13 protein-coding genes are annotated in these 12,173 nt (G+C 55.2%); 10 read left to right on the top strand and 3 right to left on the bottom strand.

The annotated features are described in order from the left end of the window. Positions 1-2: 2 nt before the first annotated feature. Genes WFM46_RS05665 through nqrM form a run of 6 tightly spaced genes read left to right on the top strand, consistent with a single transcriptional unit; the run spans position 3 to position 4,712 of the window. On the top strand, positions 3-1,241 hold the full coding sequence (locus tag WFM46_RS05665; protein WP_156653952.1) for an NADH:ubiquinone reductase (Na(+)-transporting) subunit B: 1,239 nt from the start codon (positions 3-5) through the stop codon (positions 1,239-1,241). Next, complete coding sequence (locus WFM46_RS05670) at positions 1,234-2,028, top strand: Na(+)-translocating NADH-quinone reductase subunit C (protein WP_180210848.1); 795 nt, start codon at positions 1,234-1,236, stop codon at positions 2,026-2,028. Before WFM46_RS05665 ends, WFM46_RS05670 begins: the two co-directional genes overlap by 8 nt. After that, positions 2,021-2,659 (top strand): NADH:ubiquinone reductase (Na(+)-transporting) subunit D, encoded by a 639-nt coding sequence (locus WFM46_RS05675; protein WP_103178379.1) that lies wholly within the window; start codon positions 2,021-2,023, stop codon positions 2,657-2,659. The genes WFM46_RS05670 and WFM46_RS05675 overlap by 8 nt, the downstream gene beginning before the upstream one ends. 6 nt (positions 2,660-2,665) lie before the next feature. After that, positions 2,666-3,262, top strand: a complete 597-nt coding sequence (gene nqrE, locus WFM46_RS05680) for an NADH:ubiquinone reductase (Na(+)-transporting) subunit E (protein WP_103178380.1) — start codon at positions 2,666-2,668, stop codon at positions 3,260-3,262. Between the two features lie 11 nt (positions 3,263-3,273). After that, positions 3,274-4,497 carry an NADH:ubiquinone reductase (Na(+)-transporting) subunit F gene (gene nqrF, locus WFM46_RS05685; protein WP_103178381.1) on the top strand — a complete coding sequence of 408 codons (1,224 nt, stop codon included), beginning with the start codon at positions 3,274-3,276 and terminating at the stop codon, positions 4,495-4,497. Then, the gene (nqrM, locus tag WFM46_RS05690; RefSeq protein WP_168192001.1) at positions 4,497-4,712 is read left to right on the top strand and encodes a (Na+)-NQR maturation NqrM; all 216 of its coding nucleotides are present in this window, start codon (positions 4,497-4,499) and stop codon (positions 4,710-4,712) included. Before nqrF ends, nqrM begins: the two co-directional genes overlap by 1 nt. A 33-nt stretch (positions 4,713-4,745) precedes the next feature. Here the strand turns inward: nqrM and WFM46_RS05695 are convergent, their stop codons facing one another. Further along, complete coding sequence (locus WFM46_RS05695; RefSeq protein WP_180210851.1) at positions 4,746-5,591, bottom strand: glycerophosphodiester phosphodiesterase family protein; 846 nt, start codon at positions 5,589-5,591, stop codon at positions 4,746-4,748. Positions 5,592-5,750: 159 nt separating this feature from the next. Between WFM46_RS05695 and dinB the strand changes: the two genes are divergently transcribed. Next, complete coding sequence (dinB, locus tag WFM46_RS05700; RefSeq protein WP_156653954.1) at positions 5,751-6,809, top strand: DNA polymerase IV; 1,059 nt, start codon at positions 5,751-5,753, stop codon at positions 6,807-6,809. Positions 6,810-6,949: 140 nt separating this feature from the next. On the opposite strand, the gene pepD is transcribed toward dinB, so the two are convergent. Continuing rightward, entirely contained in the window at positions 6,950-8,407 is a 1,458-nt protein-coding gene (gene pepD, locus WFM46_RS05705) for a cytosol nonspecific dipeptidase (protein ID WP_336997222.1), read from the bottom strand. Between the two features lie 260 nt (positions 8,408-8,667). On the opposite strand from pepD, the gene gpt reads away from it, so the two are divergent. The 3 genes from gpt (at position 8,668) to crl (ending at position 10,927) form a co-directional block, all read left to right on the top strand. Beyond that, complete coding sequence (gene gpt / locus WFM46_RS05710; protein ID WP_032616685.1) at positions 8,668-9,126, top strand: xanthine phosphoribosyltransferase; 459 nt, start codon at positions 8,668-8,670, stop codon at positions 9,124-9,126. Between the two features lie 97 nt (positions 9,127-9,223). Next, on the top strand, positions 9,224-10,468 hold the full coding sequence (frsA, locus tag WFM46_RS05715) for an esterase FrsA (RefSeq protein ID WP_336997223.1): 1,245 nt from the start codon (positions 9,224-9,226) through the stop codon (positions 10,466-10,468). 57 nt (positions 10,469-10,525) lie between these two features. Next, on the top strand, positions 10,526-10,927 hold the full coding sequence (gene crl, locus WFM46_RS05720; protein ID WP_103178387.1) for a sigma factor-binding protein Crl: 402 nt from the start codon (positions 10,526-10,528) through the stop codon (positions 10,925-10,927). 62 nt (positions 10,928-10,989) lie between these two features. Here crl and phoE read toward each other — a convergent pair whose 3' ends face one another. Continuing rightward, positions 10,990-12,042, bottom strand: a complete 1,053-nt coding sequence (phoE, locus tag WFM46_RS05725; RefSeq protein WP_156653956.1) for a phosphoporin PhoE — start codon at positions 12,040-12,042, stop codon at positions 10,990-10,992. Between the last annotated feature and the right edge of the window lie 131 nt (positions 12,043-12,173).

Genomic DNA, 12,173 nt, shown 5'->3' on the forward strand with positions numbered 1-12,173 from the left:
TGATGGGCCTGAAACATCTCATTGAAAAACTGGAGCCGCATTTTACTCACGGCGGCAAGCTGGAAAAGTACTACCCGCTGTTTGAAGCGACCGCGACGCTCCTGTATACGCAAGGGCAGGTGACGAAAGGGGCCGCGCACGTGCGCGACGCCATCGATCTCAAACGTATGATGATCCTCGTCTGGTTCGCTGTGTTCCCGGCGATGTTCTGGGGCATGTACAACGTCGGTCTGCAAACCATCCCCGCGCTTAACCATCTGTACGATGCGCAGCAGCTTCAGCAGGTTATCGCTGGCGACTGGCACTACCGGCTGGCGCAGACGCTGGGCGTGAGCTTTGCGCCTGATGCCGGCTGGATCAGCATGATGACGCTGGGGGCGGTCTACTTCCTGCCCATTTACATGACGGTCTTTCTGGTCGGCGGCTTCTGGGAAGTGCTGTTTGCCATCGTGCGTAAGCATGAAATCAACGAAGGCTTCTTTGTCACCTCCATTCTGTTTGCCCTGATTGTGCCACCGACGTTGCCACTGTGGCAGGCGGCGCTGGGGATCACCTTTGGTGTGGTGATGGCGAAGGAGATCTTCGGCGGTACCGGGCGTAACTTCCTTAACCCGGCCCTCGCCGGGCGTGCGTTCCTGTTCTTTGCTTATCCGGCGCAAATCTCCGGCGATCTGGTCTGGACCGCCGCCGACGGGTTTTCCGGCGCAACGCCACTCTCCCAGTGGGCCGCTCGCGGCGGTGAGGCGCTGGTCAACAACGCCACCGGACAGCCGGTTAGCTGGTTCGATGCCTTTATCGGTACCATTCCTGGGTCAGTCGGCGAAGTTTCCACGCTGATGATCCTGATTGGCGGAGCCATCATTCTCTTTGGCCGTGTCGCCTCCTGGCGCATTGTGGCAGGCGTCATGCTTGGCATGATCCTCACCGCGACGCTGTTCAACCTGATCGGTTCGGCGACGAATCCGATGTTCGCCATGCCGTGGTACTGGCATCTGGTGCTGGGCGGGTTCGCCTTCGGCATGATGTTTATGGCGACAGATCCGGTTTCGGCATCCTTTACCAATAAAGGAAAATGGTATTACGGGGCGCTTATTGGTGCGATGTGCGTCCTTATCCGCGTGGTGAACCCGGCCTATCCGGAAGGGATGATGCTGGCGATCCTGTTCGCCAACCTGTTTGCGCCGCTGTTCGATTACCTGGTGGTGCGTGCCAACATCAAACGGAGGAAGGCGCGTGGCTGAGATTAGAAATAATGACACTATCGGCAAGACGCTGATGGTGGTGGTGGTGCTTTGCCTGGTCTGCTCCATTGTGGTAGCAGGATCTGCGGTGGGTCTTAAATCCCGTCAGCAGGAGCAACGCGCCCTGGATAAACAACGTAACATCCTGGCCGTCGCCGGGCTGATGAACGGCGAAATGAGGGCTGAGGATGTGGCGCAGACCTTTGCTTCACGTATCACGCCACGTCTGGTGGATCTCAATACTGGCGAGCTGCTGGAGACCGATCCATCCACATACAATCAGGCCCAGGCGCTGAAAGATCCGCAGCGCAGCACCGAACTGGATGCCAGCCAGGATCCGGCAGGGATTAAACGCCGCAGCAATACGGCGGAAATTTACCTGGTGCGCGATGAACAAAACCGTGTCCAGGAGTTGGTTCTGCCGGTCTATGGCAATGGTCTGTGGTCGATGATGTATGCCTTCGTGGCGCTCAACACCGATGGACGCACCGTCAAGGGCATCACTTACTACGATCAGGGCGAAACCCCGGGGTTGGGTGGCGAAGTCGAAAACCCAGCCTGGCGGGCGCAGTTTGTCGGCAAAAAAGTGCTGGATGATAACGGCCAGCCGGCGCTTAAAGTGGTGAAAGGCGGGGCGCGTCCGGGTGATGAGTACGCCGTCGATGGCCTGTCGGGCGCCACGCTGACCTCAAACGGTGTGCAGCATAGCTTTGATTTCTGGATGGGCGAGATGGGTTTTGGTCCTTTTCTCAAAAAGGTACGTGAAGGAGAGCTGAACAATGGCTGATGTGGGCGAACTGAAAGAAGTTAAACGGGTGCTTATTGGGCCGCTCATCGCCAACAACCCGATTACCCTGCAGGTACTGGGCGTCTGTTCGGCGCTGGCGGTCACCACAAAACTGGAGACCGCCGTGGTGATGACCCTGGCGGTGACGCTGGTGACGGCGTTTTCCAGCTTGTTTATCTCAATGATCCGCCACCACATCCCGAACAGCGTGCGCATTATCGTGCAGATGGCGATCATCGCCTCGCTGGTCATTGTGGTGGATCAGCTGCTGCGGGCATTTGCCTACGAAATCTCAAAACAGCTGTCGGTCTTTGTTGGCCTGATCATCACCAACTGCATCGTGATGGGACGTGCAGAAGCCTATGCGATGAAAATGCCGCCGCTGGCCAGCTTTATGGACGGTATCGGCAACGGTCTTGGCTATGGCGTGATCCTGCTGACGGTCGGTTTCCTGCGCGAGCTTCTTGGCAGCGGCAAACTGTTTGGTATTCCTGTCCTTGAAACCGTACAAAACGGTGGCTGGTATCTGCCAAACGGCTTGTTCCTGCTGGCGCCCAGCGCGTTCTTCATTATCGGTTTGTTGATCTGGGCGGTGAGAACCTGGCGCCCTGAACAGCAGGAAAAGGAGTAACCGACAATGGCTCATTACATTAGCTTGTTTGTGCGCGCGGTGTTTGTCGAAAACATGGCGCTCGCGTTTTTCCTCGGGATGTGTACTTTCCTCGCGGTCTCCAAAAAGGTATCGACCGCCTTCGGGCTGGGCATTGCCGTCACGGTGGTGCTGGGGCTGTCGGTCCCGATCAACAACCTGGTATTTAACCTGGTGCTACGCGACAGCGCGCTGGTTGAGGGGATTGACCTGAGCTTCCTCAACTTTATCACCTTCATTGGGGTGATTGCGGCACTGGTTCAGATCCTCGAGATGATCCTCGATAAATACTTCCCGTCACTGTATACGGCGCTGGGCATCTTCCTGCCGCTGATTGCGGTGAACTGCGCCATCTTCGGTGGCGTATCGTTTATGGTTCAGCGTGATTACAACTTTACCGAGTCGATAGTGTACGGTTTCGGCTCTGGTATTGGCTGGATGCTGGCTATCGTGGCGTTGGCGGGTCTGCGTGAAAAAATGAAGTATGCCAACGTGCCGGCCGGTCTGCGCGGCTTAGGGATCACCTTTATCACCACTGGTCTGATGGCGCTGGGCTTTATGTCCTTCTCCGGTGTGCAGCTGTAAGGGCAAAATCTATGGAAATTATTCTTGGCGTAGTGATGTTCACGCTGATCGTGCTGGTGCTCTCGGGGCTGATTCTGGTGGCGCGCTCAAAGCTGGTCAATTCCGGCGATGTGATCATTGAGATAAACGATGAGGCAGATAAGCAGATCCTGACGCCTGCGGGCGACAAGCTGCTGAACACCCTCTCTGGCAATGGCATTTTTATCTCCTCTGCCTGCGGTGGCGGTGGCTCGTGCGGACAATGCCGCGTGACCGTCAAAGAGGGCGGCGGCGATATTCTGCCAACCGAGCTGTCGCACATCAGCAAGCGCGAGGCGAAAGAGGGCTGTCGTCTGGCTTGCCAGGTGGCGGTTCGCCAGAACATGAAGATCGAATTGCCGGAGGAGATCTTCGGCATTAAGAAGTGGCAGTGTGAAGTTATCTCCAACGATAACAAAGCCACCTTCATTAAAGAGCTTAAGCTGCGGGTTCCCGACGGGGAAGACGTGCCGTTCCGTGCGGGCGGATACATTCAGATTGAATGCCCGGAACATACTGTCGCGTATAAAGATTTTGATGTGCCTGAGAAGTACCGCGGTGACTGGGATAAATTCAACCTGTTCCGTTTTGTCTCTGAGGTAAAAGAGCCGACGCTGCGCGCCTATTCAATGGCCAACTACCCGGAAGAGAAGGGCATTATCATGCTCAACGTGCGTATTGCCACGCCGCCACCAAACGTGCCGGACGCACCGCCGGGGATCATGTCTTCTTATATCTGGTCGCTGAAAGCGGGAGATAAAGTCACTATCTCCGGTCCATTTGGTGAGTTCTTTGCTAAAGATACCGACGCCGAAATGGTCTTTATCGGCGGGGGCGCCGGCATGGCGCCGATGCGCTCGCACATTTTTGACCAGCTTAAGCGCCTCGGCAGTAAGCGTAAAATCAGCTTCTGGTATGGTGCCCGTTCGCTGCGCGAAATGTTCTATCAGGATGAGTTTGAACAGCTTGCGCGGGACAACCCGAACTTTACCTTCCACATTGCGCTTTCCGATCCGCAGCCGGAAGACAACTGGACCGGCTATACCGGCTTTATTCATAACGTCCTGTATGAAAACTATCTGAAGCACCATGCCGCGCCGGAAGACTGTGAGTTCTACATGTGTGGTCCGCCGATGATGAACGCCGCAGTCATTAAAATGCTGCAGGATTTGGGCGTGGAAGATGAGAACATCATGCTGGATGATTTTGGAGGCTGATGATGATGACCTTCGTGCTGACCTTTGCCGTTTTTGTGCTGGTGATCTTCGGCATGTCCCTCGGCTGGCTGATTAAGCGCAAAAGCATTCAGGGCAGCTGTGGTGGCATCTCTTCCCTGGGTATGGAGAAAGTTTGCGATTGCCCTGAGCCGTGCGATGCGCGTAAAAAGCGTATGGCGCGTGAGGCGCAGCGCCAGCAAAACCGGATCCTCTGAAATAAACAGGCCGCATCAAGCGGCCTGTTTTTTTTACTTAAGCCACTCCCGCGCCTGGGCTGGGGAATCGACCATCACCCCATCGGCCCCCAGCGCTTTTGCTTTCTGGTAATCCTCCGCGGAATTTACCCCCAGCAGGATAATGTGACCATTCCCCTGCGAGCGGAAACAGTCCATCGCCTCTTTGTCCCATGTCAGGGTTGCCGGAGAGATCCCCTCGCCCAGGGTAAATTTCTCCACCACCTCGACCTTGCGGTTCAGCTCCAGCCCGTACCAGTATGCGTCCATTGTCTTTGCTGGTGCCTGGCACACGTGGTTCAGCGAGATATTTGCCAGCCGGGTACGCGTTTCACTGCGGGTGACAAAACGCGGTATTTCTGCAGGCAGCGCATCCAGATAGCGATCTTCGGTAGAGTACACGCGCACGCGGTTCAGGCTGTTGGTCTCTTTCAGCACGGTCAGCAGCTGCTTGCCCATCCCGGCCGCATCAGCATCCGGGGATTTGATATCAATATAGAAGCGGGTCTCAGGCCAGCGTTCAAGCACGGCTTTCAGCGTTGGAATAGTGGCGCCGGTAACGCTCTCTTTCCATTTCGCACCTGCGTTAAATGTCGCCAGCTCTGCCTGGGTGTACTGGGACACTTTTCCCTGAGCGGGGGTTAACGCGCTCAAATCGCTGGGACGATACAGAACGGGAACGCCGTCACGGCTGAGCTGCACGGTTATCCAGATAGCCTGAGCATGATTTTCCAGCGCCAGGGCGATGGCAGGCAGCGTATTCTCCGGCGCATCGGCGGTTCCGCCGCGGTGAGCAATAATTTGCGGGTCAGCCCAGGCGTTTGAGGCGATCAGCAGTGAAGCGATAATCATCTTTTTCATGAATAAATTTCCATTTTAAATGCATTAACTTGATGAATTTAAAGCGTTTATTGGCTCTATCTTGTACCACGATTTAATGACAGAAGTGAGACAGTAAAACTGCTGACGCATTTTTTGTACTTTGTTATACTGGATGTAATTACAGGTGTGGTGAAGACTATGCGCAAAATCATCCATGTCGATATGGACTGTTTTTTTGCTGCGGTGGAGATGCGGGATAACCCGGCGCTGCGGGATATCCCCATTGCCATTGGCGGCAGTCGCGAGCGGCGTGGCGTGATCAGTACCGCTAACTATCCGGCGCGTAAGTTCGGGGTGCGCAGCGCCATGCCAACCGCCATGGCGTTAAAACTCTGCCCGCATCTCACCTTACTACCGGGGCGTTTCGATGCCTACAAAGAAGCCTCCAGCCATATCCGCGACATCTTTTCCCGCTACACCTCCCTGATTGAACCGCTGTCGCTGGATGAAGCCTATCTGGATGTCACCGACAGCCTGCACTGTCACGGCTCCGCCACGCTGATGGCGCAGGAGATCCGTCAGACGATTTTCAATGAGCTGCAGCTCACCGCCTCGGCGGGCGTCGCCCCGGTTAAATTTCTCGCCAAAATTGCCTCGGATCTCAATAAGCCCAACGGTCAGTATGTGATCACCCCCGACGAGGTCCCGGCATTTATCAAAACGTTGCCGCTCAGCAAGATCCCCGGCGTGGGTAAAGTCTCTGCGGCAAAGCTGGAGAAGATGGGACTGCGCACCTGCGAGGATGTGCAGAACAGCGATCTGGGCATGTTACTTAAGCGCTTTGGTAAGTTTGGCCGGGTGCTCTGGGAGCGAAGCCAGGGCATTGACGAGCGCAACGTTAACAGCGAGCGGCTGCGTAAATCGGTCGGTGTGGAACGGACCCTGGCTGAGGATATCCACGAGTGGGCAGCCTGTGAAACCATTATTGTCGAACAGCTTTATCCGGAACTGGAACGGCGGCTGGCGAAGGTCAAACCGGATCTGCTGATTGCCCGGCAGGGGGTAAAACTGAAGTTTAACGACTTTCAGCAAACTACGCAGGAGCACGTCTGGCCGCGGCTCAACAAGGAAGATCTGATCGCCACCGCGAAGAAAACCTGGGAAGAGCGTCGGGCAGGGCGCGGGGTGCGGCTGGTGGGATTACATGTCACGCTGCTGGATCCGCAGCTTGAACGGCAGCTGGTGCTGGGGCTGTAAAAAAGCCCGGTGGCGCTCGCGCTTACCGGGCCTACAAACTACTGCCCGGTGGCGCTCACGCTTACCGGGCCTACAAATGACAAACGACGTTGACCTTGTAGGCCCGGCAAACGCAGTGCCGCCGGGCAACAGTCGGCTGATTACTTCGCCGGGATCGCTTTCAGCAGTTCCGTCAGCAGGGTCCTGTAATGGCCCACGCTTTCAATATGAACCTGCTCATCCGGCGAGTGCGGACCGGTAATGGTTGGCCCGATAGACACCATATCCATATCCGGGTACGGTTTTTTGAACAGACCGCACTCCAGACCAGCGTGGATCACCTGAATGTTCGGCGTGCTGTTGAACAGACGCTGATAGGTTTCACGCACCAGCGCCATCACCGGCGAGCTCGCATCTGGCTGCCAGCCCGGGTAGCTGCCCTTGGCGACGGTCTGCGCGCCAGAGAGTTTGCCCAGAGATTCCAGCATGCTCACCACGTAATCTTTCCCGCTGTCGATCAGGGAGCGGATCAGGCAGATGATCTCTGCGCTGTCGTCAGCCATGGTCACCACGCCGACGTTCAGAGAGGTTTCCACCACGCCTTTCGCCACGTCAGAGTTGCGGATCACGCCGTTTGGCGTGGCGTTCAGCAGCTGAACAAAGCGGTCGCGGGACTGTTCAGTCAGCGCCGCTTTATCGCTGGTGCTCGCTTCCAGAACCACGGTCAGGTTCTTCTCTTTGGCGTCCAGTTCGTTTTTCAGGATATCCAGATAAACGGAGGAGAGCTTTTTCAGCGCATCGGCTTTGTCTGCGGCAACCGCCACGGTCGCGAACGCTTCACGCGGGATAGCGTTACGCAGCGTACCGCCATTGAAATCCACCAGACGCAGATCCAGCTCGGCAGCATGACCGGCCAGGAAACGGGCCAGCAGTTTGTTGGCGTTGCCTAACCCTAAGTGGATGTCACCGCCGGAGTGGCCGCCTTTCAGACCTTTCAGCGTCAGCTTAAAGGTCTGGAACCCTGCCGGGATCGCTTCACGGGTCAGTGGCAGCGTGGAGATAAAATCAATCCCCCCGGCGCAACCCATATAGATTTCGCCTTCCTCTTCGGAGTCGGTATTGATCAGGATATCCGCCTGCAGCCAGTTCGGTTGCAGACCAAACGCGCCATCCATACCGGCTTCTTCGGTCATGGTCAGCAGCACTTCCAGCGGACCATGCTCAACGCTATCGTCGGCCAGCACCGCCAGCGCAGAGGCCATACCGATACCGTTATCGGCACCCAGGGTGGTGCCGCGGGCTTTAACCCACTCGCCGTCGATGTACGGCTGAATCGGATCTTTGGTGAAGTCGTGAACGGTGTCGTTGTTCTTCTGTGGCACCATGTCCAGGTGCGCCTGCAGCACAACCGGTTTACGGTTTTCCATGCCTGCGGTGGCGGGTTTGCGGATCAGAATGTTGCCAACCTGGTCGCGTTCGGCGTGCAGCCCTTTTTCCTTCGCCCAGCCCATGATGTGTTCGGCAAGCTGTTCTTCGTGATAGGACGGGTGAGGAATGGAGCAAATTTTGGCAAAAATATCCCACAGCGGCTGTGGCGATAGTTGAGACAGTTCAGACACAGTAAGTCTCCTTGTCGATCTCCTGCAGACAATCTTGCAGGTCACGGGGTTAGCAGGTTTAGAGTTACCACAAGTCAGACTTGCGAGGTGGGTTTGAGAATACCACTTTCTCTGTCGGCTGGTAGGGGTAAGCAAGTAAAAACTCCCGCTGTAACCGCTTAGCACTGGTTTTTAGTGCTTCAGATCTCTATAATCTCGCGCAACCATTTTCCCCCTCGAACACTTTTTAAGCCGTATAAACACAGGCTGGGACAATTCACATGAGCGAAAAATACATCGTCACCTGGGACATGTTGCAGATTCATGCACGTAAACTGGCTGCGCGCCTGATGCCATCCGAACAGTGGAAAGGCATCATCGCTGTCAGCCGCGGCGGCCTGGTACCAGGGGCACTGCTGGCACGTGAGCTGGGTATTCGTCATGTCGATACCGTGTGCATCTCCAGCTACGACCATGACAACCAGCGTGAGCTGAAAGTGCTGAAACGCGCTGAAGGCGATGGTGAAGGTTTCATCGTGATTGACGATCTGGTTGATACCGGCGGTACGGCAGTGGCTATCCGCGAAATGTATCCAAAAGCGCATTTCGTCACTATCTTCGCGAAACCAGCCGGCAAGCCGCTGGTTGACGATTATGTCATTGATATCCCACAGGATACCTGGATCGAGCAGCCATGGGATATGGGCGTTGTATTCGTCCCACCTATTTCTGGTCGCTAATCCATATTTTTTAACGCCCGGTGATGCCGGGCGTTATTTTTTCGCCACTGGCGCGTTACAATGACCCTCTCTGACGTATCTATAGAGGCAGCGCGCAATGTCCCAGGCGAATCTCAGCGAAATTCTCTTCAAGCCCAAGTTCAAGCACCCGGAAACGTCGACGCTGGTTCGTCGTTTTAACGGCAGTACACAGCCGTCAGTACAGTCCGCGCTCGATGGCAAAAATATCCCGCACTGGTATCGCATGGTTAACCGCCTGATGTGGATCTGGCGTGGTGTCGATCCCCGCGAAATTCTCGACGTGCAGGCGCGTATTGTCATGAGCCAGGCCGAGCGCACCGACAGTGAACTGTACGACACGGTGGTGGGCTATCGCGGCGGCAACTGGATCTATGAATGGGCAAAACAGGCGATGATCTGGCAGCAGAAGGCCAGCCAGGAGGAGGATCCTCTGTTAAGTGGCCAGCACTGGCTGCACGCCTCTAACCTCTACAGCATTGCGGCTTACCCGCACCTGAAAGGCGACGAGCTGGCAGAGCAGGCCCAGGCGCTGGCAAACCGCGCCTATCAGGAGGCGGCCCAGCACCTGCCTGGCCGGATGCGGGAAATCAGCTTTACCATCCCCGGCGGCCCGGCAGTCACCGGCTTCCTCCATATGCCCGCGGGCGACGGCCCCTTCCCGACGGTGATGATGTGCGGCGGCCTCGACTCCCTGCAAACCGATTACTACAGCCTGTATGAGCGCTACCTGGCGCCGAAAGGGCTGGCGATGCTGACCCTCGACATGCCCTCTATTGGCTTTTCGTCAAAATGGAAACTGACCCAGGATTCCAGCTTGCTCCACCAGCATGCCCTGAGAGCGCTGGAGCAAAACCCGTGGGTGTATCACACCCGCGTAGCGGCGTTTGGTTTCCGCTTTGGCGCCAATGTCGCTGTCCGTCTGGCTTATCTCGAATCTTCACGTCTGAAGGCGGTGGCCTGTCTGGGGCCGGTGGTTCACGCCCTGTTAAGCGAACCTGCCCGCCAGAGCAGCGTGCCGGAGATGTACCTTGATGTGCTGGCCAGCCGGCTGGGTATGCACGATGCCTCGGACGAGGCGCTGCGCGTAGAGCTCAACCGCTACTCTTTGAAAATGCAGGGGCTGCTGGGGCGTCGTTGCCCTACGCCAATGCTCTCTGGTTTCTGGAAAAACGATCCCTTCAGCCCGGAAGAGGAGTCCCGCTTAATCACCTCGTCATCTGTGGATGGCAAGCTGCTGGAGGTGCCGTTCAGCCCGGTGTATGAGAATTTTGACAAAGCACTGCAGCAGATCACGCGCTGGATCCATCAGAGATTGAGTTAAGAGATTGCTAATTTTTTTGGGTTTGGTAAAACAGTGGCTTCACAAAAGGAGATCGCAATGACGTTACCGAGTGGACATCCGAAAAGTAGGATGATCAAGAAGTTTATGGCTCTTGGCCCCTACATCCGCGAAGAGCAGTGCGAAGAGAATCGCTTCTTTTTCGATTGCCTGGCAGTTTGCGTTAACGTAAAGCCAGCGCCGGAGAAGCGCGAATTCTGGGGATGGTGGATGGAAATGGAAGCAGAAGCGTCACGCTTCACCTACAACTATCAGTTTGGCCTGTTCAATAAAGAGGGTCACTGGCAGGAGATGGCCATTAAGGATCCAGAAGTGATCCAGCGCCTTGAGCATACCTTGCGTGAATTCCACGAAAAAGCCCGTACGCTGCTGGCAACGTTCGATCTGAAACTCGAGCCTGCTGATGATTTCACCAATGAACCGGTGAAGCTGACAGCATAAGCCCGGCATCAAAAAGACAATAAAAAAACCCGGCGCTTAGCCGGGTTTTTTATCGGCATAAATCAGAACTGGTAGGTCATACCCAGCGCAACGATGTCATCGCTGCTCACACCCAGTTTATTGTTGTCATCAATCTGGTTGATTTTATAATCAACAAACGCGGACATATTTTTGTTGAAATAGTAGGTCGCGCCGACGTCGATATATTTCACGATATCTTCATCACCGATGCCTTCAATATCCTTGCCTTTTGACTGGACATAACCCAGGGATGGACGCAGACCAAAGTCAAACTGATATTGCGCAACGGCTTCGAAGTTTTGCGCTTTATTGGCAAAGCCACCGGAGATTGGCGTCATATTACGCGTTTCGGTGTACATGGTTGCCAGATAAATGTTGTTGGCGTCATATTTCAGGCCGGTACCCCAGGCTTCGGCTTTTTTACCTTCGCCGCGCGCCAGCAGGTTCTGGGCATTGGTTCGGTCAGAGTTGGTGTAGGCGCCGCTAATGGCGAAGTCGCTGCCGCCGAAGTCATAGGTCAGAGCGGTACCAAAGCCGTCGCCGTTCTGTTTTTTAGCTTCGCGGCCTTCGTTTTTACCCTGATATTGCAGCGTCAGATCCAGGCCATCGATGGCGCCGAAGAAGTCACTATTACGATAAGTTGCCAGGCCGCTGGAGCGCTTGGTCATGAAGTTGTCGGTCTGCGCAGAAGAGTCACCGCCGAATTCCGGGAACATATCGGTCCAGGCTTCAACGTCATACAGCGCACCGAGGTTACGACCGTAATCGAATGAGCCGAAATCCTTCAGCTTAATACCGGCAAAGGCCAGACGGGTTTTCTGTGAAGAGTCGCTTTCAGCTTTATTGCCGGAGAACTCAGCTTCCCAGCGGCCATAACCGGTGAGCTGATCGTTAATCTGGGTTTCGCCCTTAAAGCCGAAACGCACATAAGTCTGGTCACCATCTTTGGCATCATCATCGCTGATATAACGCATCGCTTTCACTTTTCCGTAAACGTCCAGTTTATTGCCGTTTTTATTAAACACTTCGGCTGCCTGTACAGATGCGGAAGCAACAACGCCCATTACCACTAATGCCAGAGTACTCTTTTTCATTTTCAATCCTGGTTTTATATACGCGCTAATATTCGCTGAACAGTAAGCTCATGCTTTTGTTCCGTGAAAAAACAGGAAGGGTTTTAACGTTCTGTAATGAACGTTTTATGACAATCTCAGAATAATTTTAA

The organism is Leclercia sp. M50 (assembly GCF_037150775.1).
GTDB lineage: Bacteria > Pseudomonadota > Gammaproteobacteria > Enterobacterales > Enterobacteriaceae > Enterobacter.

Bases quoted from the DNA above. Each gene is read 5' to 3' on its own strand.
- WFM46_RS05665 (WP_156653952.1), top strand. From the start codon at position 3: ATGGGCCTGAAACATCTCATTGAAAAACTGGAGCCGCATTTTACTCAC.
- WFM46_RS05675 (WP_103178379.1), top strand. From the start codon at position 2,021: ATGGCTGATGTGGGCGAACTGAAAGAAGTTAAACGGGTGCTTATTGGG.
- nqrE (WP_103178380.1), top strand. From the start codon at position 2,666: ATGGCTCATTACATTAGCTTGTTTGTGCGCGCGGTGTTTGTCGAAAAC.
- nqrF (WP_103178381.1), top strand. From the start codon at position 3,274: ATGGAAATTATTCTTGGCGTAGTGATGTTCACGCTGATCGTGCTGGTG.
- nqrM (WP_168192001.1), top strand. From the start codon at position 4,497: ATGATGATGACCTTCGTGCTGACCTTTGCCGTTTTTGTGCTGGTGATC.
- WFM46_RS05695 (WP_180210851.1), bottom strand. From the start codon at position 5,591: ATGAAAAAGATGATTATCGCTTCACTGCTGATCGCCTCAAACGCCTGG.
- dinB (WP_156653954.1), top strand. From the start codon at position 5,751: ATGCGCAAAATCATCCATGTCGATATGGACTGTTTTTTTGCTGCGGTG.
- gpt (WP_032616685.1), top strand. From the start codon at position 8,668: ATGAGCGAAAAATACATCGTCACCTGGGACATGTTGCAGATTCATGCA.
- frsA (WP_336997223.1), top strand. From the start codon at position 9,224: ATGTCCCAGGCGAATCTCAGCGAAATTCTCTTCAAGCCCAAGTTCAAG.
- crl (WP_103178387.1), top strand. From the start codon at position 10,526: ATGACGTTACCGAGTGGACATCCGAAAAGTAGGATGATCAAGAAGTTT.
- phoE (WP_156653956.1), bottom strand. From the start codon at position 12,042: ATGAAAAAGAGTACTCTGGCATTAGTGGTAATGGGCGTTGTTGCTTCC.